Consider the following 26,202-nt stretch of genomic DNA (forward strand, 5'->3'; position numbering starts at 1 on the left):
TCTCTCAAAGCTGGACAATAATAAATTTAACGAAATAGTCAAAAGTGTTTAACGTCATGGATTCGACCTACACCATCATTATTGCAGATGATCACCCACTCTTCCGGAATGCCTTGTTTCAATCTATCCACATGGCTATTAGTGGTGCAAATTTGCTGGAAGCGGACTCACTCGACGCACTTCTGGCTTTGTTGGAGCGAGAGGAAGAGCCAGATTTAGTGCTATTGGATCTCAAAATGCCAGGAGCAAATGGTATGTCTGGCTTGATTCATTTGCGAGCAGAGCATCCAGATTTACCTATCGTCGTCGTTTCAGCGAGTGAAGAGCCGGCGATCGTGACGCAGGTGAAAAGCCATGGTGCATTTGGTTTTATTCCCAAGTCCAGCGACATGCGCGAATTAGTGAACGCGCTCAATCAAGTGCTGAATGGCGACCCATACTTCCCTGAAGGGTTGATCACCAATAACGCGGCATGTAATGACTTAGCGGAAAAGATTGCTGCGCTAACACCGCAGCAATATAAAGTGTTGGGAATGTTGTCCGATGGCTTGCTGAACAAGCAAATCGCTTACGAATTGAATGTTTCAGAAGCCACCATAAAAGCGCACATGACAGCGATTTTCCGTAAGCTCGGTGTAAAGAACCGCACGCAAGCCGTGATTATGCTGACGGAAATGAGCGACTAGATTGACGTCTTATCGTCAGACTTACTTTTTTCGTTTGGCAATCGGATACCGACTTTAGTGACCTGCTGATCAACAACATCAGCGACGATCCAATGCAAACCTTGCCACTCGAAATGGTCTCCCAATACTGGCGTGCTACCTAATTGCTCTTCGACAAGGTTTCTCAAACTTTTATCCAGCGGTTCATCCCCCAGATTCAAACCATACATCACGGCAATATCGGCAAGCTTCACTTCAATATCGAGGAAGAAGTCACCGAAGAATCGCGCTAGCGACGCTTTCTCTGGGGCTTCACTAAACAGTAAGCTCAGTGCATCTAAATCCTTTTCTTGTGCTAATACACACAAGGTATCATCTTCCTCAAGACGCGTACTGCCGGATGGGTGCAATAGCTCTTTACTGCGAAATACAGCGGCGATACGCGTTCCTTCCGGCATCGAAAGACTACGTAATGGCTCACCAATGCACCATTTATCTGCTTTAAGTCTATAGATAAACAGCTCCCACTCACTGGTCGGGTAAATCTCTACACCCGTACGCGAAATTGGCTCAGGCTTCGAAGGTAGCTCGACCTTTGCAAGAGACATCGCCTTAGTCAACGTGCCCCCTTGTACTATCAAAGACACCATTACTACAAAGAATGCCAAATTGAAGTACAGTTGAGCATCTGGCAACCCTGCCATCATCGGAAATACCGCGAGGATGATAGGTACAGCACCACGCAGTCCTACCCAAGAGACAAACCACTTTTCACGTGGCGTGAAACTCTTGAATGGCAGTAAACCAATCCAAACTGAGATTGGTCGGGCAAACAAAATCATCCCGAAAGCAAGCGCAAGACCTGGCAACGCAATAGAGAGTAAATTGGATGGTGTAACCAACAAACCAAGCACCAAGAACATACCAATTTGAGCTAGCCACGTCATACCATCTAAAACATGAAGAATAGAGTGGCGGCTGCGTGTTGGACGGTTACCTAATAAAAGACCAACAAGGTAAATCGACAAAATACCACTGCCACCCAAAGTGTTAGATAAAGCGAAAATAAGCAAGCCACCACTGACCGTTAAAATAGAATACAGCCCATCTGGTAATTGATTACGATTGATAACTTTCCATAAGATCCAGCCACCAGCGAAGCCAAGTAACGCGCCGATACCAAACTGCTTAAGAAAACTGAACGCCAAAAAGCCCGCACTTAAATCTGCGCCAGGGTTCGCTAAAATAGCAATCAGAGTTACGGTCAGAAACACCGCCATAGGGTCATTGGTGCCGGATTCAATTTCCAGCGTTGAACCAACACGTTCGTTCAGGCTACGACCTTTGAGTAGAGAGAAGACCGCGGCAGCATCGGTGGAACCAACAATCGCACCAACCAATATGCCTTGCAATAAATCTAAGTCGAATAACCACGTTGCCATCAGCCCGGTTAAAATGGTGGTGATCGCAACGCCAAATGTCGCCAAAGAGACCGAGGGCCATAACGCAACCCTAAAGCTGGCGACCCGCGTTCTCATCCCACCATCAAGCAAAATGATGGCTAATGCGAGGTTACTAACCAAATAAGCGATCGAAAAGTTATCGAATAAAATGCCGCCTAAGCCGTCTTCCCCCGCTAGCATTCCAACGGCTAAAAATACCAAAAGAATTGGGATTCCCAACTTAGAAGACACTGGGCTTAAAAGAACGCTAAGTGCGATTAACAACGCACCTATTAGAAAAAAACTGTTAATGGTGTCTGCGTCCATTCTCACCCTCCCTTAATGAAAAACGATAATAATTGTGATGAGCAAGGCTACTTCGTTAATGAGGTAATGCCCTAATCTGCCTCCCCTTTACACCGTCTCAAAATGCGAGGTTGTACGAGAATGACTCAGTTATATTACTTTATTGTGCGTTAAAACGGTGATTTGATGCGAAAACTTTATGTAAATAAATTACTTGTGAGCTTTCTTATCTACGCCTTCTCTCTTTAAGAGCCACAAGATCACCACCAATACTTACACAGCATCTCCAAGTTCAATGAAGAAAAGATTAATGGCCCGTCTTAATCATGCCTGTTTATCCAATCAACCTTTAGACCTTTGGCTAACTTAACAGTTTATTAACATAACGTTTTACCCCTTTGTTCGCTGCAAAAGCCCATAATATGGGGATTCTTCATTTTTAACACCCCGACTAAAGTTGAAAAGAGTTATTGCCAACACCTTGCTAATGTACATATTGAAACATTTCATTAACAACAATACCAATCGTAAGGAGACGGCAATGGCATTTGAAAGCGAAGAAAGAGCCAAAGCCTATTGGGACAAAAACGTGAAGCTCATGATCGGCCTAATGGTCATCTGGTTCGTCGTGTCTTTCGGCTGCGGCATTTTATTTGTCGACGTACTAAATCAATTTCAACTAGGCGGTTACAAACTCGGTTTCTGGTTTGCTCAACAAGGCTCCATCTATGCGTTCCTAGGAATTATTTTCTATTACGCATGGAAGATGCGCCAAATTGACCGTGAATTCGGCGTGGACGAATAAGGAGTCACTCAGATGGATTTGAAAACTATTACCTACCTGGTCGTTGGCGCCACGTTCATCCTGTACATCGGGATTGCTATTTGGGCTCGCGCCGGATCAACCAAAGAGTTTTATGTTGCTGGTGGCGGTGTAAACCCGATTGCAAACGGTATGGCAACCGCAGCCGATTGGATGTCCGCAGCGTCGTTTATCTCAATGGCAGGCTTAATTGCCTTCATGGGCTATGGCGGCTCAGTATTTCTAATGGGTTGGACTGGTGGCTACGTTCTGCTTGCGCTGTTGCTAGCGCCTTACTTACGCAAATTTGGTAAGTTTACGGTGCCAGAGTTTGTTGGTGAACGCTTTTACTCCAACACAGCACGTATCGTAGCGGTTGTTTGTCTTATCATCGCATCAGTGACTTATGTTATCGGTCAGATGAAAGGCGTAGGTGTTGCGTTTGGTCGCTTCTTAGAAGTGGATTACTCCACCGGCCTATTAATTGGTATGTGTATCGTTTTCATGTACGCGGTTCTTGGCGGCATGAAAGGCATCACTTACACGCAGATTGCTCAATATTGCGTACTCATTCTTGCTTACACTATCCCTGCAATCTTTATCTCTCTGCAACTCACTGGTAACCCAATCCCACAAATTGGTCTGGGGAGTACCATGGCTGGTACCGATGTCTATCTACTCGATCGGCTTGACCAAGTGGTGACCGAACTCGGATTCAGTGAATACACGACCCAAGTACGTGGCGACACACTTAATATGTTTGTCTACACCATGTCACTGATGATTGGTACTGCCGGTCTACCACACGTAATTATCCGTTTCTTTACCGTGCCGAAGGTTCGCGACGCACGTACATCAGCAGGCTGGGCTCTGATCTTCATCGCAATCCTTTACACTACTGCACCAGCGGTATCAGCGATGGCTCGCCTCAACCTAATGAATACGGTAAATCCAGCTCCGGGTCAGCACCTAGCGTATGACGAGCGTCCTGCGTGGTTCAAAAACTGGGAAACAACTGGACTACTCGGTTTTGACGATAAAAATGGCGATGGCAATATCCAATACACTTCAGATGCGTCCACCAACGAACTGCGCGTTGATAACGACATCATGGTATTGGCTAACCCTGAGATCGCTAAACTACCAAACTGGGTGATTGCACTTGTGGCAGCAGGTGGTCTTGCAGCTGCACTATCTACCGCAGCAGGTTTACTACTCGCCATTTCTTCAGCTATTTCCCATGACTTAATCAAAGGGGTTATCAATCCGAACATATCCGAGAAAAAAGAGCTACTTGCTAGTCGAATATCAATGGCAGTAGCGATAGCAGCCGCAGGCTATCTCGGTTTAAATCCGCCTGGATTTGCCGCAGGTACGGTAGCACTCGCCTTTGGTCTTGCCGCTTCATCCATCTTCCCTGCATTGATGATGGGCATCTTCAGCAAGAGCATCAACAAAGAAGGCGCAATCGCCGGTATGATTGCGGGTATCAGTATTACGCTGTTCTACGTATTCCAACACAAAGGCATTCTTTTCGTTGCTGATTGGAAATATCTAGAAAGCTGGGGAACAAACTGGTTCCTAGGTATTGAGCCAAACGCGTTTGGTGCTATCGGCGCACTATTTAACTTCATTGTTGCATTCGCTGTATCCAAAGTAACTGCAGAAACGCCACAAGAAGTAAAAGACCTAGTCGAACACGTTCGCGTACCAGTAGGTGCTGGTAGTGCAGTGGATCACTAAAAACTAATCAAAACCACAAAAGCCCCGTTTGGAACCAGCCGTCCGGGGCTTTTTTATTCTCACTTTTCAGTTACCATATTCGCAGTATGTCGTTGCAAGGAAGCCAAGATGTTCAAAAACAAGCACTTTATTCTCGCTCTACTGATTGCGCCAGTTCTCTCTTTGATCGCTTACTTCGGTACCGATATGGCCCTCAGCGAGAAACCCCACGCGGCGCAAGAAGGGGAAACTTACAAACTCGCGAGTAAGTCTAATTGTCGTTACACCAGTGGTCTGTGTGATATGGAAAATGGCGATTTTAAAGTGAAATTTCGCTCTGAAAAACTCACTAAAAATAACTTAGAATTGTCACTCAACGCCGCTTACCCACTAGAAGGGGTTAAAGTTTCTATTGTGAGTGACAAAGAGAAAAACGCTCAACCGATTGATATGAAGCCCGCCGATCAAGCAGGCCAAAGCTGGTACATCACCTTACCAAAGCCTGCATCTGCAGAAAGCTGGTTAAGAGTCGTCATTCAATCAGGCGGCACACTATATTATGGTGAAACACAAACCGCATTTGTGAAGTACGAAACCTTATTTACTGAATAACGGTGACAAGCTAATTCACCGGTCTTCAAACGACATTGAATTAGTTTCACTTAGCATAAATGAATTCCTACTCAGCCGACGCCTTTGCGTCGGCTTTTGTTTCCGTAAGTCTTTCTTCAACAACCTCTTACTCTAAAAAGGGTTGCCAACCCACAAGTTAATTGATAATAATTATCATTACATTCAATGAGAGGTGGTTATGGACAACAAACGGGACATCTTTAACGCATTTTTTAAAGCCCAAGATAGATTCCTTCTCGCCGCACCACATGGCTTTGAGCCAGACGTGATTCATGACTATATTCATTGGGGAATGGTGTTGTCTTCCTGTTATGAACACGATGCCGATGAAGAAAATCTATTGTTGTGTGAGCTGTTTTTACGTCAGGTTTATTTCCATTTACTAGACGCAATTCAAGACTCAACTCGCAGTCGTATCTTCCGTCGTGTCTGTCTCGATTCTATCCATACGCCATTATTCTGCCTCAAACGCTATTACTACCAGTTTGAACAAGGCGACGTGAAATTTCTCGCACTACAACAACAATTACGCCTGATTCAAATCTCACTCGATTAACCAAAAGGATCCCTACCATGAGCACCGAATTCCGCATAGAAACTGACAGTATGGGCGAAGTAACGGTCCCTGCAGATGCTCTCTACCAAGCCCAGACTCAACGCGCCGTCGATAACTTCTCATTCAGTCAACATAAAATGCCATCTGGTTTTATCAAAGCGTTAGCACACATCAAGCAGACTGCGGCACTCACCAACGCACAGCTAGGGCTGCTTGAAGGAGATATTGCCAACGCGATTGCTGACGCAGCTCAAGCAATTATCGAAGGCAATCATATTGAGCAATTCCCAATTGACGTGTTCCAAACGGGATCAGGCACTAGCTCAAATATGAATGCGAATGAAGTGATTGCAACACTGGCCTCCCAGCATCTAGGCGGCACTGTCAGCCCTAATGATCACGTCAACATGGGGCAAAGCAGCAACGATGTGGTACCGACGGCCATTCAAGTTAGCGCAGCATTAGCCATTGAAAAACAGCTCTTCCCGGCACTGTCACACCTCAGCCAAACACTAGAGTCTAAACAGCAAGCATTGAAAGATGTTGTAAAAACCGGTCGCACCCACTTAATGGACGCGATGCCAATTACCTTTGCTCAAGAACTTGGCGGTTGGCAGTTCCAAATCGAGCACGCAAAACAAGCGATTGAACAAGCACTTCCTGCTGTAAAAGCCTTAGCCCAAGGTGGTACGGCGGTTGGAACGGGGATCAATGCCGATCCACGCTTTGCAGACTTATTCGCTAGCAACCTAACCCAGTCAACTCGTATTCAGTTCACGGCCAGTGATAACTTCTTTTTCAATTTAAGCAGTCAAGATGCGATCGTCGCTCTGTCGGGACAGCTCAAAACAGCAGCAGTTGCGATCATGAAGATCGCAAATGATCTTCGTTGGATGAATTCAGGCCCATTAGCTGGTTTAGGTGAGATTGAATTACAAGGCTTGCAACCGGGTTCTTCCATCATGCCTGGCAAAGTAAATCCTGTGATCCCAGAAGCCGCAGCTATGGCATCAGCGCAAGTCATTGGTAATGACACCACCATTACCGTCGCAGGCCAAACGGGCAACTTCCAGCTTAACGTCATGCTGCCAGTTATTGCTCATAACGTATTGGAGAGCATCGAGTTACTCTCTAACAGCGCAACCGCTTTAGCTGACAAAGCCATTGCGACGTTTGAAGTTCGCCAAGATAACTTGGATGTAGCACTCGCCAAAAACCCTATTTTGGTCACGGCTCTCAACCCTGTCATTGGTTACCTAAAAGCGGCAGAAGTCGCGAAAAAAGCCTACAAACAGGGACGCGCGATTATTGATGTCGCGGAAGAAGAAACTGATTTGGATAGAGCCACACTAGAGCGATTGCTTAATCCAGCCAAACTGACTCAAGGCGGCGTCGCAGAATAAGCGGCAAACTCAGCCTATCAACTAAGATTACAAACATCGAGACCTCCATTCGGAGGTCTCTTTTTATAGCGATTTTTCAAACACTCCAATCCTAAGCGACTCGATTGAGCACCGAACGCAGCTTAAGCGGCTTAACTGGCTTAGCAATAAAGCTGAACCCATTTGCTTTGATGCCATCAAGCATATCATCGGTACGATCTGCACTGATGATGACGCCTTCAAAGCTGTGGCCTAATCTCAGGCGGCATTGCTGTAGCACTTCTAAACCAGTACGACCATCATCAAGTCGGTAATCGGAGAAAATTACATCCGGAATCCAACCATCCTCAAGCGCTTGTAGACTTTCAACTAAATCAATCGCAACTCGTGTATCGCAGCCCCATCGGGAAAGTAAGTTTTCCATGCCGACTAGAATGTCAGGCTCATTATCGACACATAGGATTCTCAGATGACCAAGTTCAGATTGCTTACTCATTGCCACGTGAACTGGATGAGGCTGAACATGATCAGCTTTATCTAGGGTGATGGAAAAAACACTGCCTTTTCCAACCCAAGAGCGCATCGAAATTTCATGCCCAAGTACCTGAGCAATTCCTTTCGAAATCGCCAAACCAAGTCCGAGACCTTGGTCGGAACGAACTTGAGTTCCGCGATTAAACTCTTCAAAAATCTCTTGCTGCTTCTCTTCTTCAATCCCCACTCCATTATCCCATACATCAATACGCACTCGCCCTTTCACGCGGCGAACACCGAGTGCGACTTTGCCATTCGGGTTATAACGAAACGCATTGGTCAGGAAGTTTTGCACCACACGGCGCAGCAGTTTGGGATCCGACTTAACCATGAGTGAGGACGGAATCATGGTGAACTCTATACCTTGCTGTTTGGCTAACGCACTAAACTCAGCATTCAAATTCGATAACACATCATTTAACGCAAAGCCATGCACGTTGACTTCCAACTTGCCCGATTCCAAACGCGAGATATCCAGCAAATCTCCAATTAAGTCTTCGGCAGCCTCTAAAGCACTTTCAATGTGTGCTGACAGCTTTTTGGCTTCGCTGTCTTTGGCGACTTCCGATAGTGAAGATGCGAATAGACGCGCCGCGTTGAGCGGTTGCATCAAGTCATGGCTTACTGCCGCCAAGAACCGTGATTTGGACTTCGATTCCAAATCCGAGCGCTGCGTCGCTTCCACCAGCTGCTTGTTAAGTTGTTCTAATTCTCGAGTCCGCAGACGTACCCTTTCTTCCAATGTCTCGTTGGCGTCTTTCAGTGCTTGCTCTGCATCACGGAATACGGTGATGTCGGTAAAGCTCATCACAAAGCCACCACCTGGCATTGGGTTACCTTGCACCTCTATCACGCGACCATCGGGACGAACCCGAGAAGAGGTGTGCCGAGTCCCTTGCTCAAGGTGATAAACACGGCGACGGACGTGGTCATCAGGGTCACCAGGGCCACACAACCCCTGCTCTGCATTGTGCCGAATCACATCCGCAATCGGTCGACCTACTTGAATCAAGCCTGGCGGAAATTCAAAGAGTTCTAAATAGCGTTGGTTCCACGCTACCAAGCGTAGTTGCTTATCGACGACCGCAATACCTTGCCCAATATGCTCAATCGCGCCTTGGAGTAAACCCCGACTAAAATCGTACAGTTCAGAGGCTTCATCGACGATAGTCGCCACCTCTTCAAGCTGCATGTTTCTTCCTTGCAGAGCAGAAGTAAGCACTAACTTAGCAGAAGATGCACCAAATACCCCTGCCAGCACACGCTCCGTATGCCGAATCAGAGAAGATGGCGCTTGCTGATTCGGCATTAACTCTTCTCGTTGCTGGCTCCAGTAGGCTTGAAACGCCGCTTTAACTCGCGTTCGTCCTACAAATCTGGACGCTAGCATTTCCAGTTCCGCAACCGTAACGCGGCTCTGGTACAGGCTCATATTTTCGCTTTCAGGCAGCGGTGTACCAACGAATGATGCCGATTGTAAGCGCTCACTTAGGCTTGGTCGGGTAGCCATAGAAACCACAACAAAACACACTGCATTAGCGACCACGCTGAGGATCATCCCCCAATCTGAAATCGCGATATCAAAGCTAGCCAATACCTCTGGTGGCGTAATCAACCAGATCAGGAAGTTATTACTGGCGTCTCCGGCAAGCATGTCTGTTTGGCTCATTAACGTAATCAACCAGGTAGCAAAACCCACCGCGAGGCCAACATACACACCTTTCTTATTCCCTTGACGCCAATACATACCGCCAACCAGCGCAGGAGCGAATTGCGTGATAGCCGCGAACGAGAGAAAGCCGATAGCAGAAAGTGAATGAATGGTGTCCAACGCTTGATAGAAACACCACGCGCCAATCAACAAAACTAAAATCAAACCACGGCGGATCCGCAGTAATAATTCAGAAAAATGGTGATGGTTACGCTGCGTCAGTCGCATGCGACGCAATAGCAATGGCATAACCAAGTCATTCGAGACCATGATCGCTAAGGCAATCGTCGATACGATAACCATGCCACTTGCCGCTGAAGTACCGCCTAGAAACGCAAGCAAGGCGATTTCACTCGCCCCTACCGACATCGGCACACTGATGACATAAGTATCAGGCGAAGCGCCACTCAAGAGACCTTGCCCTACCCACGCAATAGGTAAAACAAAAATCCCCATTAAGATCAGATAAATGGGGAACAACCAACGAGCCACATGCAAATCTTGAGCACGTTCATTTTCCACCACCATCGTATGGAATTGTCGCGGAAGGCAAACGATCGCCAGCATCGTGAGTACAGTATGAATCAATATAGTCGGGATATTTGGTGACTGATACGTCTGTTCGGCAACATCAAGTAAGCTCAAATTCTCGGTGTTCATCGCCAACCAAACAATGAAGACACCAACCACTAAAAAAGCCAGCAGTTTGATAATGGATTCGAAGGCAATTGCCATCATCATCCCACGATGGTGTTCCGTGTTATCAATGTGGCGGGTACCGAATAGCATCGTAAAAATCGCCAATGCGACCACAACAAACCACGACACGCTATCGTTTTGATAACCAAAATCAGTAGCCAGCTCTGGTGCAATGATTTCAAGCCCCATAGTGATACCACGCAGCTGTAAAGCGATGTACGGCAAAATTCCCGCAACCGCTATGAGCGTAACAACCACGGCCAAACCTTGGGATTTACCGTAGCGTGCTCCGATAAAGTCAGCAATCGACGTGATGTGTTCCCGTTTAGCAATCAAAATAAGCCGAGCTAAAACGCGCCATCCGATGGTAAACACTAAAATGGGGGCGATATAGATGGGCAAGAAAGACCAAGGATTACTGCTGGCTTGCCCGACCGTGCCGTAGAAGGTCCACGATGTACAGTACACCGCAATGGAAAGGCTATAAATCCAAGGCCGCCAGCTCGCTAGCCACCTTTTCTGAATGTCGCCGTACCACGCGATGATAAATAAAGCTCCCAAATACGCTAAAGAAACGGGAACCACCAGCCATCCTTGCATCCGATATCCTTTCTTGCCTTTCTTGCTACTTTTAAAGCAAGAGAATAAAAAACCTCTCCATGAGGGAGAGGTTTATTTAACACTGCTTTGATAAAGGAGACAAAGCTTAGTTTTTAACCTTTGTTACATAAGTCTAATTCTGAGTTTCAAGTGGCTTGTCTGATACATCAACCACCTGATGTGGGTCTTGCGAATCAAGCTTGATGAACAGAGCCAATAACCCCATCGCGGCCATGCCCCAGAACACAAGCGGTCCCCAGTGCTCATAACCCCAACCACTCAATACGGTCATTAACGCGATAAATGCGCCCAACGGAATCGCGTTATACAACGCTTGCAACGCTACGATCTTATTTTCTTCGGAGTTTTGGATATATTGGATCGCGGCAATGTGTGCGGTAGCGAAAGTCACACCATGTAGTAGTTGAACAATCACCAAAGCAATAATCGATGTTGTCGACGCCGTAATACCCCAACGCATCATTACACCAACGGCAGCAGCAATAAACAGCGCGCGTATTGACCAACCTACGAATAAGCGCTTACTCAGTGCAAACACTGCCACTTCTGCGGCCACTCCTAAGCTCCACAAGTAGCCAATGACATCTTCCGAGTGACCAGCGGCCTTCCAGTGAATCGCACTAAAGCCGTAGTAAGCCGCATGACTGCCCTGAATTAGTGACACCAACACTAAGAATTTTAGTATCGGTTTGTCAGTCAAAAGAGCGGTCAGCTTTGGACGTTCTGCGCTTTGCCCACCATGCGTTACAGGCATTGGGTTAGTCGGTCGCATAGCAAACAGCAACGAGATAAACACGCCGAACATCGCAGTGTACAAGATCATATCGGAGCCAAATTCAGCCACCAGGTAGCCCACTGCCGTCGAGCCTGCGATAAAGGCGATCGAACCCCATAGCCGCGTGCGGCCATAATCGAGCATTTTCAGGCGAGCGTAGTAATTTGCCATCGCGTCCGACAACGGAATAATCGGTCCACAACAAAGATTGAACAACACTGTCGCTAGTGCCATTAACCAAAAGCTACCACCCGTAAAAAAGTGAAATCCAACAAAAAGGAGGGCAGCGAAACTCAACCAACGTAAAGCAGGCATAAGATGTTCGACTTTGTGTACTCGTGGGGTGATCACGATATTGGCAACACAACGTGTCGCAAGGCCTAACCCGACCAGCAAACCGATATCTGTCGAAGATACGCCCTGATCCTTAAACCAAAGTGACCAAAATGGCAGATACACGCCATACGCAAAGAAGAATCCGAGAAAGTACTGGGAAATCCAGCCATACGGAGAAGGTTTCAACATTACTAATATCCTAAAACGGGAACACCAACGTTCGAGCCGGGAATTATGGATCGCCATGCGTATTATAAAAAGGGAAGAATAAGAAACTTATCGTTTCCTCGATGGAATACTAACTTTGCGACATTTGGCATCTTCAAACGAAAACATCGTAATTTAGACCAAAGTCGTCTGGCTTCCGGTAAGAAATTTGTCAGACTTAGAGAGTGTTCCTTCCATCATTATTGGGTGTTCTCATGCCTGACAAATTTAACATGCAATCTCCACCGTTCGATCGCTTAACTGAAGCACAACAATCGCGACTGCGATCGTCTCTGGACGTCGCCTACTATCGAGCTCGAGATGTTATTTTATCCTGCGGACAGAAGAACCCCCACTTACATATTCTGATCAAAGGCGCGGTAGAAGAGCGCTCCAACGATCAACAGGAAGTGTTCGCACATTATGCCAACGACGATATGTTCGATGTACGCTCGTTACTTGAAGACAAGGTACGTCATCACTACATCGCGCTTGAGGACACGCTCTCTTACCTACTGCCGAAAGAAGTTTTCCTTGCCCTTTACAACGAAAATGGCCAGTTTGCAGCCTATTTCGATAACAATTTATCGAAACGGCAAGAGCTCATCGAAGCGGCCCATCAACAGCAAAACTTAGCGGAGTTTATTCTCACTAAAGTTGACCGCAGCATTTATCACCCACCGATGATCCTTGAACCAAATACACCAATTAACGAGGTAACACGTTCCTTAAAAGAAAATGGGATTGACGCTGCATTGGTTCAACTCCATGGCGATGATCCACGATTGGAAAAATGGCCATCAGCCCACCCGTACGCAATAGTGACTCGTACTAATATGCTGCATTCTGTGATGATAGATGGTTGCGCGCTCGACACACCAGTGGGTGAGATCGCGAGCTTTCCTGTTTATCACGTTGATGATGGTGACTTTCTATTCAACGCCATGATCACAATGACCAGAAATAGAATGAAACGCCTCATGGTATGTGAAGGCAACCGAGCCGTCGGCATGCTGGATATGACCCAAATTCTCAGCGCGTTCTCAACCCACTCTCACGTGTTAACGCTCAGTATTGCTCGAGCAAGCAGCGTGGAAGAGCTCGCTTTGGCCTCAAACCGCCAACGTCAATTGGTCGAGAGCTTATTGAAAAACGGCATCCGCACTCGCTTCATCATGGAGCTTATCTCAGCCGTAAACGAACAAATTATCGAGAAAGCGTTCGAGTTAGTGATACCACCAGCCTTGCACGACCATTGTTGCTTGATCGTACTCGGCTCTGAAGGCCGAGGAGAGCAAATTCTCAAAACCGATCAAGACAATGCCCTGATTATTCAAGATGGTTTGGAATGGCCTCATTGCGAACAAGTGATGCAATCCTTCACACACACCCTACAACAGCTCGGTTATCCACTTTGCCCTGGTAAAGTGATGGTTAACAACCCGAAATGGGTCAAAACACAGCAAGAATGGATAAGTACCCTAAACCACTGGATAGCTAAAGCCGAACCAGAACAAATCATGGACTTAGCTATTTTCAGTGACGCCCATGCTGTTGCTGGGAATTGCGAGCTGCTGGCTCCAATTGCGGCGCATCTTCGTGACACAATGAAAGATCGCATGTTGATATTGTCTGACTTTACTCGCCCTGCCTTGCAGTTTTCGGTGCCCCTAACTCTATTTGGCAACGTAAAAAGTGCTAAAGACGGATTGGACATTAAACGCGGCGGTATTTTCCCAATTGTACACGGCATTCGCACCTTGTCTTTGGAATATGCCATTGAGGAGAAGAACACGTTTGAGCGCATTGAAGCTCTGAGAAATAAGCGCATCTTAGAATCCGAAACGGCAGATAATCTCAACGAAGCACTGAAATTGTTCTTTAAACTTCGCCTTAATCAGCAACTCAAAAAGCAAGAAGCGTTGAATAACATTGATATTAAACAACTGGATAGAACTGAGCGTGATTTGCTTCGCCACAGCTTACATGTGGTGAAGAAATTTAAGCAATTTTTAGGCTTCCATTATCAAATTCGTGATTAACCCTGATTTTCATAAATCACAGAGGCGTAAGCAATGAACTGGTTACAACGCAAATACTGGCATTACAAATTGAAAGGCTCGCCTTATCAGTCGCTGTTTTGCACGCCAGATAAAACAGAATACGTCTCTCTTGACTGCGAAACCACCAGCCTTGACCCAAATCGCGCCGAGCTGGTGACTATTGCAGCCACCAAGATCATCGACAACCGCATCATCACCAGTCAACCATTTGAAGTCCGCTTACGCGCGCCGCAATCGCTCGACTCTGGCTCGGTCAAGATCCATCGAATTCGCCACCAAGACTTAGTCGATGGCATCAGTGAAAAAGAGGCGCTGCTCGAGCTGCTCGACTTTATCGGCAACCGACCACTTGTGGGCTATCACATTCGTTACGATAAAAAGATCTTAGACCTTGCTTGTCTGAGGCAACTTGGCTTCCCACTTCCTAACCCACTCATCGAGGTCAGTCAGATTTATCACGATAAGTTGGAACGACATTTGCCGAATGCCTATTTCGACTTAAGTCTGGATGCCATTTGTAAACACCTCGAACTTCCTATCCAAGACAAACACGACGCCTTGCAAGACGCGATTTCTGCCGCTTTGGTCTTTGTCCGCTTAACGAAAGGCGATTTACCCAACCTAACCGCACCGTATACATAAAAATCAGTTGACCTAGCTCCCAGAAATACTTTTGTTTCAGCGATTTCCCGGCGCTTCTATCACTCTCATCCTAAAGTCTAATTGTGGAAATACGCGCGGTGACTGACAGTTATAAGCACAACGTCGTCATTACCACGACCAAGTTATTTAGAACCAAAAAACAGCCCTACAAAAATATATTCAAAATCTTATCTAGATTGGTGTAAGGCCGAGAAATAAGGCACAAGGAGAGAAGCCATGAGCGAAGCCCACGTTTATCCGGTAAAAGAAAATATTAAAACTCATACACACGCGGATAATGATACTTACTTAGCCATGTATCAGCAGTCGGTAACCGATCCAGAGGGCTTCTGGAACGAACACGGCAAAATCGTTGATTGGATCAAACCTTTCACCAAAGTAAAAAGCACTTCTTTCGACACTGGCCATGTTGATATTCGCTGGTTTGAAGATGGCACACTGAACGTCTCGGCTAACTGTATTGACCGTCATCTTGCAGAACACGGGGATGACGTCGCCATCATTTGGGAAGGCGATGATCCAGCCGACGACAAAACACTCACTTTCAACGAACTGCACAAAGAAGTGTGTAAATTCTCCAACGCATTGAAAGAGCAATGCGTACGCAAGGGCGACGTGGTGTGTCTATACATGCCAATGGTGCCAGAAGCTGCAGTGGCTATGCTCGCTTGTACCCGTATTGGTGCGGTTCACACCGTAGTATTTGGCGGTTTCTCACCAGAAGCGCTATCCGGCCGTATCATCGACTCTGACGCTAAAGTCGTGATCACCGCAGACGAAGGCGTACGTGGCGGACGCGCTGTTCCACTGAAAAAGAACGTGGATGAAGCACTAACCAACCCAGACGTAAAAACCATCAATAAAGTCGTCGTGCTTAAACGTACAGGTGGTGATGTTGAATGGCATGAACACCGTGATGTTTGGTGGCACGAAGCAACAGCCAACGTTTCTGACGTTTGCCCACCAGAAGAGATGAAAGCCGAAGACCCGCTGTTCATCCTCTACACATCTGGCTCGACAGGTAAACCTAAAGGCGTACTACATACTACAGGCGGTTACCTCGTCTACGCGGCAATGACCTTTAAATATGTCTTCGATTATCAACCAGGAGAAACCTTCTGGTGTACCGCGGATGTGGGCTGGATTACAGGCCATACTTACCTAATTTATGGTCCACTAGCGAACGGGGCCAAAACCATTCTGTTTGAAGGTGTTCCAAACTACCCAAGCACGGCCCGTATGAGTGAAGTGGTTGATAAGCACCAAGTGAACATTCTCTACACTGCGCCAACCGCTATTCGTGCACTAATGGCAAAAGGTAACGAAGCGGTAGCAGGGACATCTCGTTCAAGCTTACGTGTGATGGGTTCAGTAGGTGAGCCTATCAACCCTGAAGCGTGGGAGTGGTACTACAAAACGATTGGTAACGAGAGCTCGCCTATCGTTGATACTTGGTGGCAAACAGAGACCGGCGGTATCTTAATTGCACCACTACCAGGCGCAACAGATTTAAAACCAGGCTCAGCAACTCGACCATTCTTCGGAGTCCAACCTGCACTGGTTGATAACATGGGCAACATCATTGAAGAAACCGCAGCAGAAGGTAACTTGGTGATCCTTGATTCATGGCCAGGTCAGATGCGTACTGTTTATGGCGACCACGAGCGCTTTGAACAGACCTACTTCTCAACCTTTAAGGGAATGTACTTTACTAGTGATGGGGCTCGTCGTGACGAAGACGGTTACTACTGGATCACGGGCCGTGTTGATGACGTACTAAACGTGTCGGGTCACCGCATGGGTACCGCTGAAATAGAATCGGCTCTTGTCGCACATCATAAAATTGCTGAGGCCGCTATTGTGGGCATTCCGCATGATATCAAAGGCCAAGCTATCTACGCTTACATTACCTTGAACGATGGTGAATTCCCGTCAGCAGAGCTACACAAAGAAGTGAAAGATTGGGTGCGTAAAGAAATTGGTCCAATTGCAACACCAGATGTACTGCACTGGACGGATTCCTTACCGAAGACTCGTTCTGGTAAGATCATGCGTCGAATCCTGCGTAAAATTGCAACGGGTGATACTAGCAACCTCGGAGACACATCAACGCTTGCCGATCCGAGCGTTGTAGATAAACTTATCGCAGAGAAAGCAGAATTGGCATAAATTCAACCAACTGTTTTAAAAGCACTTTAAAAACCGCCATCACTCATGGCGGTTTTTTGCTTTAGTGCACAAATTGGCCACACAAAAAATATGGCAATTATGTTGTTTTTGTTAACTTGGTTACAGAAACGAGAGTGGCTATTAGGAGATTAGACCAGTAAATTGCTGCTAATTGCTATGAATTAGCTATAATCTTGGTCGATTTTTTAAAATTTGCTCGGTTTTAACAAAAAAATCGTGCTGAACTATCGTATATTTGGGAATATAAACGTTCCACTCACGATAAGGGAAGATAGCAACACAATGTCTGCAAAGTCACGGATTCTTGTTCTAAACGGACCAAATCTTAATCTATTGGGTCTGCGCGAACCGACACACTATGGTCACAGTACCTTAGCTCAAGTTGTGGATACTCTTACAGAGCAAGCCCATAACGCTGGGGTAGAACTGGAACACCTACAATCAAATCGTGAGTACGAACTGATTGAAGCCATTCACGCTGCCTATGGCAAGATTGACTTCATCATCATCAATCCAGCGGCTTTCACTCATACTAGTGTGGCGCTGCGAGATGCATTACTTGGCGTCGCCATCCCATTTATTGAGGTGCACTTATCAAATGTGCACGCACGTGAACCATTCCGTCATCACTCTTACCTGTCAGATAAAGCAGAGGGTGTGATTTGCGGTTTAGGCGCACAAGGTTATGAATTTGCTCTGTCTGCAGCGATCAATAAGCTACAGGCAAAGTAACCCTAACACTCTGCAACCCTACGAGGGTTGTCTTAATCACAAGATAAAAGAGAAAGAAAAGATGGATATTCGTAAAATCAAGAAGCTAATTGAGTTAGTTGAAGAGTCTGGCATTGCTGAGCTAGAGATCTCTGAAGGTGAAGAGTCAGTGCGCATCAGCCGTCATGGCACTGCTGCCCCTCAAGCACCAATTCACTACGCAGCAGCTCCAGCGGCGGCACCTGCTCCAGTAGCAGCGGCACCAGTAGCGGAAGCGCCAGCAGCAGAAGCTCCAGCAGCAACACCTGCAGGTCACCAAGTTCTTTCTCCAATGGTTGGTACTTTCTACCGCTCTCCAAGCCCAGACTCTAAAGCATTCGTAGAAGTGGGTCAGAAAGTAAATGCTGGCGATACTCTATGTATTGTTGAAGCAATGAAAATGATGAACCAAATCGAAGCGGACAAATCTGGCGTTGTTACAGCAATCCTAGCTGAAGACGGCCAACCAGTTGAATTCGACCAACCTCTTGTTGTAATCGAATAAGCGGGGCTTGCCTTATGCTAGACAAAGTAGTCATCGCGAACCGAGGTGAAATTGCACTTCGTATTCTTCGCGCTTGTAAAGAATTAGGTATTAAGACCGTCGCTGTTCACTCGACAGCTGACCGCGATCTTAAGCACGTACTGCTCGCAGACGAAACCGTATGTATCGGCCCTGCTCGTGGTATCGACAGCTACCTAAACATTCCACGCATCATTTCTGCAGCAGAAGTGACTGGTGCTGTTGCTATCCACCCAGGTTACGGCTTCCTGTCTGAGAACGCAGACTTCGCAGAGCAAGTTGAGCGCAGTGGTTTCATCTTCGTTGGTCCAAAGGCAGACACTATCCGCCTAATGGGCGATAAAGTATCTGCTATCAATGCAATGAAGAAAGCAGGCGTTCCTTGTGTACCGGGTTCTGACGGCCCTCTAGACAATGACGAAGAGAAAAACAAAGCATTTGCTAAGCGCATTGGTTACCCAGTAATCATCAAAGCATCTGGCGGCGGCGGCGGTCGTGGTATGCGTGTTGTTCGAGCAGAGAAAGACCTTATCCAAGCCATTGCAATGACACGTGCTGAAGCAAAAGCGGCGTTCAACAATGACATGGTTTACATGGAGAAATTCCTAGAAAACCCTCGTCACGTTGAAGTTCAGGTTATTGCTGACGGTCAAGGCGGCGCAATCCACCTTGGTGAGCGTGACTGTTCAATGCAACGCCGTCACCAAAAAGTAGTGGAAGAAGCTCCAGCACCTGGTATCACCGAAGAAATGCGTAAGTACATCGGTGAACGCTGTACTCGTGCATGTATCGAGATCGGTTACCGCGGCGCAGGTACGTTTGAATTCCTATACGAGAACGGTGAGTTCTACTTCATCGAAATGAACACTCGTATTCAGGTAGAGCACCCAGTAACAGAGATGGTTACTGGCATCGACCTAATCAAAGAACAGCTTCGTGTTGCAGCGGGTCAGCCTCTGTCATTCACTCAAGATGATATTAAGATCCGTGGCCATGCGATTGAGTGTCGTATCAACGCAGAAGACCCTGAGCGCTTCCTACCATCTCCGGGTAAGATCGAGCGTTTCCACGCTCCTGGCGGTATGGGTGTACGTTGGGAATCTCATATCTACACAGGCTACACAGTACCACCTCATTACGATTCAATGATTGGTAAACTGATCACTTACGGTGAGAACCGTGATGTAGCGATTGCACGTATGAAAAACGCACTGGGTGAGATGATCATCGAAGGCATCAAAACTAACGTGCCACTGCAATTCTCCATTATGAATGACGAAAACTTCCAACACGGTGGTGCAAACATCCACTACCTAGAGAAGAAGCTTGGCTTACAATAAGCCTAAGCAAACGTCTTAAAAAATGCCCACTCCCGTGGGCATTTTTGTTTTATATGTACGCAAAGGGCTCAACATATAAATCGGCTTATTTGGGTATATACTCAAACAAATCGTAGAGTTCTGGTAAACTCTGCGCCACTTCATTCACTTTAAGAGCAAAAACCAATGCCTTGGATTCAAATCAAACTCAACGCGACCAATGAAAACGCTGAGCAAATCGGCGATATGCTAATGGAAGAGACTGGCGCGCTGTCTGTTACATTCTTAGACGCGCAGGATACACCTGTATTCGAACCTCTACCTGGCGAAACTCGCTTATGGGGCGATACTGATATTCTGGCACTGTATGATGCAGAAGCAGACACTAACTTCATCATCGACCAAATTAAAGCGAGCAATATGCTGGCTGACAATTTTGCTTACAAAGTAGAACAGCTTGAAGATAAAGACTGGGAACGCGAATGGATGGAAAACTTCCACCCAATGAAATTTGGTGAACGCCTATGGATTTGCCCAAGCTGGCGCGACATTCCAGATCCTGACGCTGTTAATGTTATGTTGGATCCAGGCCTTGCATTCGGTACGGGTACTCACCCTACAACAGCACTTTGTCTTGAGTGGCTAGAAAGCATGGACTTAAGCGGTAAGACCGTTATCGACTTCGGTTGTGGCTCAGGTATTCTTGCGATCGCAGCGATCAAACTGGGCGCTGAAAAAGTGATAGGGATCGACATTGATCCTCAAGCCCTGCTTGCTTCAAAAGACAATGCTGAGCGTAATGGCGTTGCAGACAAACTAGAAGTTTACTTACCGCAAAATCAACCAGAAGGTCTCGTCGCTGACGTCGTTGTGGCCAACATCCTTGCGGGACCTTTACGTGAACTTGCACCTATCATCAAAGGACTAGTTAAGCCAAATGGCGACCTCGCTATGTCCGGCGTATTAGACACTCAAGCTGAAGATGTTGCGAACTATTACCGTGACGAGCTTCACATTGACCCGATTGTTGAGCAAAGTGAATGGTGTCGCATCTCTGGTCGTAAGCAAGGCTAGACAAGGTTTTCAGAGCTAATTGTTTGAAATTCATACAATTTACAAAAACAATTTGTAAATGCTCAAATATTAGTCTTTTCACGCAGTGAAAAAATGCGTAAAATGCGCGCCCTTGCTGGTACAGAACTGTGATGACGTTTTGAAAATCGGAAACTATCAACTTAAGAACAATCTAATCGTAGCCCCTATGGCTGGTGTAACGGATAGACCGTTTCGCGAGTTGTGTCTTCGCTATGGTGCGGGAATGGCCGTCAGTGAAATGATGTCTGCTAACCCAAAACTATGGGGAACGTCAAAGTCGAAACAGCGCATGGTACACGAGGGCGAATCGGGCATTCGCTCTGTACAGATTGCGGGTTCCGATCCACAGCTTATGGCGGACGCAGCTCAATTCAGTGTTGAGAACGGTGCACAAATCATCGACATCAACATGGGCTGCCCGGCAAAAAAAGTGAATAAGAAGCTAGCGGGCTCTGCTCTGCTTCAATACCCAAACATTATCGAAGAGATTTTGAAAGCGGTCGTGAATGCAGTGGACGTTCCTGTAACGTTAAAGACTCGAACTGGCTGGGATACAGACAACAAGAACTGTGTCCAGATCGCTAAATTAGCCGAAAACTGCGGCATACAAGCTCTTGCTCTGCATGGCAGAACGAAAGCATGTATGTACAAAGGTGAGGCCGAATATGACAGCATTAAAGCGGTAAAAGAGGCGATTTCAATTCCGGTTATCGCGAACGGTGATATCGATAGCCCGGAGAAAGCCAAATTTGTACTGGAGTACACCGGTGCGGACGCTTTAATGATTGGACGCCCTGCCCAGGGTCGTCCTTGGATTTTCCAGGAAATCCATCACTATTTGGAAAACGGCACCACAATGGAGGAACTTCCAACTGAGGAAGTGAAAACCATTATGCTTGGTCATGTAAATGCTCTGCATGAGTTTTATGGGGAGTTCTTAGGTCCACGTATCGCGCGCAAGCACGTTGGGTGGTACCTGAAAGAGCATGAACAGGCAAGTGAGTTTCGCCGTACCTTCAACGCTATCGACGCAGCTCCGCTGCAAATTGAGGCGTTAGAAGGTTATTTTGATAACGTTGCATCATAATTAAGAGAAGAGCTAGACCGAATATGTTCGAACAAAATCTGACTTCAGAAGCATTAACAGTAACTACAGTAACGTCACAAGACCAGATTACTCAGAAGCCTTTACGTGACTCTGTTAAAGCGTCTCTTAAAAACTACCTTGCTCAACTAAACGGCCAGGAAGTAACAGAACTATACGAATTAGTTCTAGCTGAAGTTGAACAGCCACTACTAGATACTATCATGCAGTACACTCGCGGTAACCAAACTCGCGCAGCAACTATGATGGGTATCAACCGCGGTACTCTTCGCAAGAAACTTAAGAAATACGGCATGAACTAAGACCGTTTTTCAAAAAGTATTTGGAACAAGCCGTTACCTTTTTAGGTAACGGCTTTTCTTTATCTACTAAAACACTACGAATAACGCTCACTTTGTTCAGTATTACCAACTGGCTTTAAGATAACTACTGCTGAGCCAAACAATAGCAAAGCCACGAAAGCGACCCATTCATTGCCTACAGAATACGCGAAGCCCGCCAAGGCAGACCAAATCGCGACACCAAAGTGCATCATACTCATTCCAAAAGACATTAACACACCTCGATATTCATCAGATAAGCTTGCGATATGTGCTTGTAATGCCGGAGAACCAACCCCTCCAGCAAGAGACCAGAGCACTAGAGCTGGAAGATAAGCGGTAACCGTACTCATCTCACTTGAGAACACCCATGCACTGCAAGGTATGCACACCATTAAAGCCACTCGCATAACAGCTCGAGAGCTACCAAGCCAACGGCAAGCTCTTCCCACGCACATATTTCCAACCACACCCACGATCCCTAGAGCAGCATAAATAGCGCCCACCCAACCGAGCGCCAACTCGCTGGTATCTCGAATATGAAGGCCTATCAGGTTAAATACACCAATACCTCCCCCTAGGCCTAAACACATCGCTAGAATCGCCCTCAACGCGCATGGAAGATGAATGACGTCTGTGATAGGTGGCAGAGTATCTGACTTCTTGGACTCATTATGCTTGTTGTTCATGGACACTACGCTCATGGCACCGACAAAGAGAGCCGCCACGCCCAAAATAATAAAAGCGGCACGCCATGATAAAAGCTGGGTCAACAATGCTCCGATCGCCGGGCTAGTTATCATACCTAGCGTTAATCCCGCCTGAACCATCACAATTTGACGCATCGCTCTATTACCCTTCGCGTCTCCCGCTAACGCGAATGCAATTGGTAACATGCCTGCACTTGCAATACCAGTGATCACTCGAGTTGCAATAGCAAGTTCAAAATCATGAACTATGCCCGTCGTAATAGACGCAACCCCAAATACAAAGCAAGCAGGCACCATGATACGAATACGCCCAACTCGGTCTGATAAACGGCCCAAGTAAGGAGCGCAAATTGCTATGGCTAAACTATATGCCGTAATAAATAAGGTAACCTGACTCGGTTGAACACTTAAATCATTTCCGATGGGTTCAAGAATAGATCCAAGCATCAACTCATCAGCACCAACAAGAAAAGCAACGAGAAATAGGATCATGGACTGCATCATAGCTCCACCTCCTGTTCTGTTTTCGATTCAGCACAAGTGAGCAACGAAATATCTAAAACTCTATCAGGCCAAGATTGCAAAAATGCCTTCTCATGAGATACCACAATCACGCTACCGGAAAAGCGCTGGAGAGCCTCTTTAAGCGCATTTTTGCTGCTGCTATCCAAATGTGTTGTTGGTTCGTCCAACAGCAAAACATTGCATTTCTGAACCGATAAACAACACAGTTTCACCCGAGTTTGCTCACCACCGCTCAATGTATCTAAGTGGCGCTGCGTCTTATCCCCCGTGATCCCAAAGCGAGCTAATAGCTTGCGTGACTCTTTGCTTGAGATTGTTGGCGCACAAGAGCACAGCTCCTGTTCAGGCGTGTTCTGAGGATGGCGCCAAGACAAATCTTGAGAAAAATAACCAATCATTGCACCTTTTGCCAATACCACCTCACCAGAGAGTGGCTCGATCTTCCCCATCAGGGTTTTAAGTAAGGTCGACTTACCCACGCCGTTAAAGCCAGCAACAACCAACTTTTCCCCGCGCGCTAACGTGATATCAAATACTGGAAGCAGAGGCTGCTGATAACCGATCATCAACGCTTTTGCCTCAACCACATTCGGTTGCCCAATGGGCTGGTAAGCAAAGTCAAACATCGATACTTTCTCTACATTATTCAGTTGAATACGTTCGATTTTATCCAGTTTTTTCTTACGCCCTTTAGCAAGACTCGCGTTAACTCCAGCGCCATTTTTGGCAATAAATTGCTCTAACTTTCGAATTTCATTTTGCTGAGCCTTATATTGCTTTTCTATCAAAGCACCATCGTGATGCTTTTGCTGCATTGCTTTGACATAAGTGCCGCTGTATTTTCGAACCGTTTGATAATCAATATCACAAATACTGGTCGCTACTTGATTAAGGAAATCAACATCATGAGAAACCAGTAAAACGGTGCCAATGTAATCATTGAGAAACGTGACTAGCCATTCAATGTGCGGAGCATCAAGATAGTTTGTCGGCTCATCAAGAATTAACACATCGGGGTTGCGAAGTAACAACCTGCCTAAAAGGACTTTGTGTCTTTGACCGCCACTTAGCGAGACAAGCGGTGTATCTAAGCCAAATTGATAAATGCCAAGACCTACAGCAACTTGTTCAATTTTGGTATTAATTGCATAGAAGTTTTCATCTTCTAAATATGCCTGTAGCCGAGCGACTTGGCTTAAAAGAGATGTAGAGTGAGACTCGGTCATCGCATGATACAAAGTCCAAAGCTTTTGCTCTGCAGCGTATAAACTCTCAAAAGAGCCCTTTAAACACTCATGAACTGTCAGCACATTATCGATCTTAAAATGTTGTTCTAAATACCCTACCTCAAGGCTTGGTAACCATTCAATGCGGCCCTTATCTGCAGATAATTCACCGAAAAGCAGTTTCAATAAGGTGCTTTTTCCAACACCATTCGCTCCGGTGATACCTACTTTCTCTCCCACGTTAATACGAAAGGTCACGTTGTTGTATAATGTCTTATCGGCTATCTGATAAGACAAATTTTTAACTTGTAAAATACTCATGTTTTCAACCAAATAAAAAAGGGCCGGTGATCAATACCGGCCCTTATTTCAATACTGGGAAATGCTTTGTAGCTGCTTAACAGATACAAAAAGGCCGATGATGAAATATCACCGGCCATCTCTTCTCTTTTATCAGGTGTACAAGCACCTGCGTATAACTTCAGCGAAGCTACCCACACATAAAACACCTGATGAAGATTAATTTAAGACTCCGAGCAACACTTCATCGCGTTTTTTGCACGGAGTTCAGCCTTCTTACAAAGCTTTTAAACAAGAGATATAACATGATTTACTGTCGAAAAAATATTCGATGTGAAGCGTACACCTTTAGAATAAAAAGTACCAGATAATTATTAAAAACTATCGTGACTTAGACGAAGATCCACTGAAAGAAGACCTTTCCTCAGTCAATGTGCTAGGTGAACGACTTACTCAGCAAACACAGCTATGAAAGCACCTATACCGCTCACGTTATACGTACGTAGTGGTGGCTTTGAAGGTTGGAGAGGGTTAGAGGGAAGAAGTAGCGAATATACTTTAAGACACTGGCTTAAATAGATCGACAAAACAAAATCCATGTTTGGAAAGTTTTAAATGCGCTGAGTTTATATTAATAAGCGCCTATGGCTAAATCAAAACATCTAAAGCAGAGAAATCTCCCCCGAAAATAACATAACCTATTGAATAAATTTTCCAGGTAATAATAAAGGAAGCTTTGGTAAGTTAAGCACAGGGGCTCAAAACTAGCGCTCGAGACTGCAGAAACCACACAAAACTGCGTTCCACTTCACTCATAACAGGGCTTAGAAAGCATCGCCAGAGGGAAGCCGGCCTCTCGATGCAAGGTTTCAATATGAAAGTGGGTTTAAGGTAAGTCGGGGAACCAAAACGAAAAAAGCCTCAGTCTTTCGACTGAGGCTTAATATAAGTGGCGGAGTGGACGGGACTCGAACCCGCGACCCCCGGCGTGACAGGCCGGTATTCTAACCAACTGAACTACC

General features: G+C 46.2%; 20 protein-coding genes. 15 read left to right on the plus strand and 5 right to left on the minus strand.

Going from position 1 to position 26,202, the window contains the following annotated elements:
* Positions 1–56 precede the first annotated feature (56 nt).
* A complete protein-coding gene (locus R7P72_RS20065) occupies positions 57–686 on the plus strand; it encodes a response regulator (protein ID WP_005382375.1) in 630 nt (209 codons plus the stop codon).
* Here the strand turns inward: R7P72_RS20065 and R7P72_RS20070 are convergent.
* A complete protein-coding gene (locus tag R7P72_RS20070) occupies positions 683–2,434 on the minus strand; it encodes a potassium/proton antiporter (protein WP_005382374.1) in 1,752 nt (583 codons plus the stop codon). The genes R7P72_RS20065 and R7P72_RS20070 overlap by 4 nt on opposite strands.
* A 520-nt stretch (positions 2,435–2,954) precedes the next feature.
* On the opposite strand from R7P72_RS20070, the gene R7P72_RS20075 reads away from it, so the two are divergent.
* The 5 genes from R7P72_RS20075 to R7P72_RS20095 all read left to right on the plus strand — a co-directional run bounded on the left by R7P72_RS20075 (position 2,955) and on the right by R7P72_RS20095 (position 7,529).
* Entirely contained in the window at positions 2,955–3,218 is a 264-nt protein-coding gene (locus R7P72_RS20075) for a DUF4212 domain-containing protein (RefSeq protein WP_005382373.1), read from the plus strand.
* A gap of 12 nt (positions 3,219–3,230) precedes the next feature.
* On the plus strand, positions 3,231–4,958 hold the full coding sequence (locus R7P72_RS20080) for a sodium:solute symporter family protein (protein ID WP_005382372.1): 1,728 nt from the start codon (positions 3,231–3,233) through the stop codon (positions 4,956–4,958).
* A gap of 108 nt (positions 4,959–5,066) precedes the next feature.
* Positions 5,067–5,549: a hypothetical protein gene (locus R7P72_RS20085; RefSeq protein ID WP_005382371.1), complete on the plus strand. Its 483-nt coding sequence runs from the start codon at positions 5,067–5,069 to the stop codon at positions 5,547–5,549.
* A 199-nt stretch (positions 5,550–5,748) separates the two neighbouring features.
* Positions 5,749–6,126, plus strand: a complete 378-nt coding sequence (locus R7P72_RS20090; RefSeq protein WP_005382370.1) for a hypothetical protein — start codon at positions 5,749–5,751, stop codon at positions 6,124–6,126.
* Between the two features lie 17 nt (positions 6,127–6,143).
* Positions 6,144–7,529 (plus strand): class II fumarate hydratase, encoded by a 1,386-nt coding sequence (locus tag R7P72_RS20095; protein WP_005382369.1) that lies wholly within the window; start codon positions 6,144–6,146, stop codon positions 7,527–7,529.
* Positions 7,530–7,620: 91 nt separating this feature from the next.
* Here the strand turns inward: R7P72_RS20095 and R7P72_RS20100 are convergent, their stop codons facing one another.
* Both R7P72_RS20100 and R7P72_RS20105 read right to left on the minus strand, forming a co-directional pair.
* Complete coding sequence (locus R7P72_RS20100) at positions 7,621–11,052, minus strand: PAS-domain containing protein (protein WP_005382368.1); 3,432 nt, start codon at positions 11,050–11,052, stop codon at positions 7,621–7,623.
* Between the two features lie 133 nt (positions 11,053–11,185).
* Complete coding sequence (locus tag R7P72_RS20105) at positions 11,186–12,373, minus strand: 3-phenylpropionate MFS transporter (RefSeq protein WP_005382367.1); 1,188 nt, start codon at positions 12,371–12,373, stop codon at positions 11,186–11,188.
* A 233-nt stretch (positions 12,374–12,606) separates the two neighbouring features.
* On the opposite strand from R7P72_RS20105, the gene R7P72_RS20110 reads away from it, so the two are divergent.
* From R7P72_RS20110 to fis, 9 genes are all read left to right on the plus strand, one after another.
* Entirely contained in the window at positions 12,607–14,433 is a 1,827-nt protein-coding gene (locus tag R7P72_RS20110) for a DUF294 nucleotidyltransferase-like domain-containing protein (RefSeq protein WP_005382365.1), read from the plus strand.
* Between the two features lie 33 nt (positions 14,434–14,466).
* Entirely contained in the window at positions 14,467–15,096 is a 630-nt protein-coding gene (locus R7P72_RS20115; RefSeq protein ID WP_005382363.1) for a 3'-5' exonuclease, read from the plus strand.
* A 237-nt stretch (positions 15,097–15,333) separates the two neighbouring features.
* Positions 15,334–17,286, plus strand: coding sequence for an acetate--CoA ligase (gene acs / locus R7P72_RS20120; RefSeq protein ID WP_005382362.1), 1,953 nt, complete (start codon positions 15,334–15,336; stop codon positions 17,284–17,286).
* A 303-nt stretch (positions 17,287–17,589) separates the two neighbouring features.
* Positions 17,590–18,039, plus strand: a complete 450-nt coding sequence (aroQ, locus tag R7P72_RS20125; protein WP_005382360.1) for a type II 3-dehydroquinate dehydratase — start codon at positions 17,590–17,592, stop codon at positions 18,037–18,039.
* Between the two features lie 61 nt (positions 18,040–18,100).
* Positions 18,101–18,562 carry an acetyl-CoA carboxylase biotin carboxyl carrier protein gene (gene accB / locus R7P72_RS20130; protein WP_005386355.1) on the plus strand — a complete coding sequence of 154 codons (462 nt, stop codon included), beginning with the start codon at positions 18,101–18,103 and terminating at the stop codon, positions 18,560–18,562.
* Between the two features lie 14 nt (positions 18,563–18,576).
* Positions 18,577–19,920, plus strand: coding sequence for an acetyl-CoA carboxylase biotin carboxylase subunit (gene accC, locus R7P72_RS20135; RefSeq protein ID WP_005382509.1), 1,344 nt, complete (start codon positions 18,577–18,579; stop codon positions 19,918–19,920).
* A gap of 165 nt (positions 19,921–20,085) precedes the next feature.
* Positions 20,086–20,973 carry a 50S ribosomal protein L11 methyltransferase gene (prmA, locus tag R7P72_RS20140; RefSeq protein ID WP_005382507.1) on the plus strand — a complete coding sequence of 296 codons (888 nt, stop codon included), beginning with the start codon at positions 20,086–20,088 and terminating at the stop codon, positions 20,971–20,973.
* Between the two features lie 139 nt (positions 20,974–21,112).
* Positions 21,113–22,081, plus strand: a complete 969-nt coding sequence (gene dusB / locus R7P72_RS20145; RefSeq protein ID WP_005382505.1) for a tRNA dihydrouridine synthase DusB — start codon at positions 21,113–21,115, stop codon at positions 22,079–22,081.
* Positions 22,082–22,104: 23 nt separating this feature from the next.
* Positions 22,105–22,401, plus strand: a complete 297-nt coding sequence (gene fis / locus R7P72_RS20150) for a DNA-binding transcriptional regulator Fis (protein ID WP_000462885.1) — start codon at positions 22,105–22,107, stop codon at positions 22,399–22,401.
* Between the two features lie 74 nt (positions 22,402–22,475).
* On the opposite strand, the gene R7P72_RS20155 is transcribed toward fis, so the two are convergent.
* Together R7P72_RS20155 and R7P72_RS20160 are read right to left on the minus strand one after the other, a co-directional pair.
* Positions 22,476–23,633 carry an MFS transporter gene (locus R7P72_RS20155; protein WP_213907340.1) on the minus strand — a complete coding sequence of 386 codons (1,158 nt, stop codon included), beginning with the start codon at positions 23,631–23,633 and terminating at the stop codon, positions 22,476–22,478.
* Positions 23,630–25,201, minus strand: coding sequence for an ABC-F family ATP-binding cassette domain-containing protein (locus tag R7P72_RS20160; RefSeq protein WP_005382385.1), 1,572 nt, complete (start codon positions 25,199–25,201; stop codon positions 23,630–23,632). Before R7P72_RS20160 ends, R7P72_RS20155 begins: the two co-directional genes overlap by 4 nt.
* Between the last annotated feature and the right edge of the window lie 1,001 nt (positions 25,202–26,202).

It is taken from the genome of Vibrio sp. Vb0888, from assembly GCF_033338835.1.
Taxonomy (GTDB): domain Bacteria; phylum Pseudomonadota; class Gammaproteobacteria; order Enterobacterales; family Vibrionaceae; genus Vibrio; species Vibrio alginolyticus.

What these genes read in the sequence shown, in the direction of transcription:
- R7P72_RS20065 (WP_005382375.1), top strand. Translation starts at nt 57, where the DNA reads ATGGATTCGACCTACACCATCATTATTGCAGATGATCACCCACTCTTC.
- R7P72_RS20070 (WP_005382374.1), bottom strand. Translation starts at nt 2,434, where the DNA reads ATGGACGCAGACACCATTAACAGTTTTTTTCTAATAGGTGCGTTGTTA.
- R7P72_RS20075 (WP_005382373.1), top strand. Translation starts at nt 2,955, where the DNA reads ATGGCATTTGAAAGCGAAGAAAGAGCCAAAGCCTATTGGGACAAAAAC.
- R7P72_RS20080 (WP_005382372.1), top strand. Translation starts at nt 3,231, where the DNA reads ATGGATTTGAAAACTATTACCTACCTGGTCGTTGGCGCCACGTTCATC.
- R7P72_RS20085 (WP_005382371.1), top strand. Translation starts at nt 5,067, where the DNA reads ATGTTCAAAAACAAGCACTTTATTCTCGCTCTACTGATTGCGCCAGTT.
- R7P72_RS20090 (WP_005382370.1), top strand. Translation starts at nt 5,749, where the DNA reads ATGGACAACAAACGGGACATCTTTAACGCATTTTTTAAAGCCCAAGAT.
- R7P72_RS20095 (WP_005382369.1), top strand. Translation starts at nt 6,144, where the DNA reads ATGAGCACCGAATTCCGCATAGAAACTGACAGTATGGGCGAAGTAACG.
- R7P72_RS20100 (WP_005382368.1), bottom strand. Translation starts at nt 11,052, where the DNA reads ATGCAAGGATGGCTGGTGGTTCCCGTTTCTTTAGCGTATTTGGGAGCT.
- R7P72_RS20105 (WP_005382367.1), bottom strand. Translation starts at nt 12,373, where the DNA reads ATGTTGAAACCTTCTCCGTATGGCTGGATTTCCCAGTACTTTCTCGGA.
- R7P72_RS20110 (WP_005382365.1), top strand. Translation starts at nt 12,607, where the DNA reads ATGCCTGACAAATTTAACATGCAATCTCCACCGTTCGATCGCTTAACT.
- R7P72_RS20115 (WP_005382363.1), top strand. Translation starts at nt 14,467, where the DNA reads ATGAACTGGTTACAACGCAAATACTGGCATTACAAATTGAAAGGCTCG.
- acs (WP_005382362.1), top strand. Translation starts at nt 15,334, where the DNA reads ATGAGCGAAGCCCACGTTTATCCGGTAAAAGAAAATATTAAAACTCAT.
- aroQ (WP_005382360.1), top strand. Translation starts at nt 17,590, where the DNA reads ATGTCTGCAAAGTCACGGATTCTTGTTCTAAACGGACCAAATCTTAAT.
- accB (WP_005386355.1), top strand. Translation starts at nt 18,101, where the DNA reads ATGGATATTCGTAAAATCAAGAAGCTAATTGAGTTAGTTGAAGAGTCT.
- accC (WP_005382509.1), top strand. Translation starts at nt 18,577, where the DNA reads ATGCTAGACAAAGTAGTCATCGCGAACCGAGGTGAAATTGCACTTCGT.
- prmA (WP_005382507.1), top strand. Translation starts at nt 20,086, where the DNA reads ATGCCTTGGATTCAAATCAAACTCAACGCGACCAATGAAAACGCTGAG.
- fis (WP_000462885.1), top strand. Translation starts at nt 22,105, where the DNA reads ATGTTCGAACAAAATCTGACTTCAGAAGCATTAACAGTAACTACAGTA.
- R7P72_RS20155 (WP_213907340.1), bottom strand. Translation starts at nt 23,633, where the DNA reads ATGATGCAGTCCATGATCCTATTTCTCGTTGCTTTTCTTGTTGGTGCT.
- R7P72_RS20160 (WP_005382385.1), bottom strand. Translation starts at nt 25,201, where the DNA reads ATGAGTATTTTACAAGTTAAAAATTTGTCTTATCAGATAGCCGATAAG.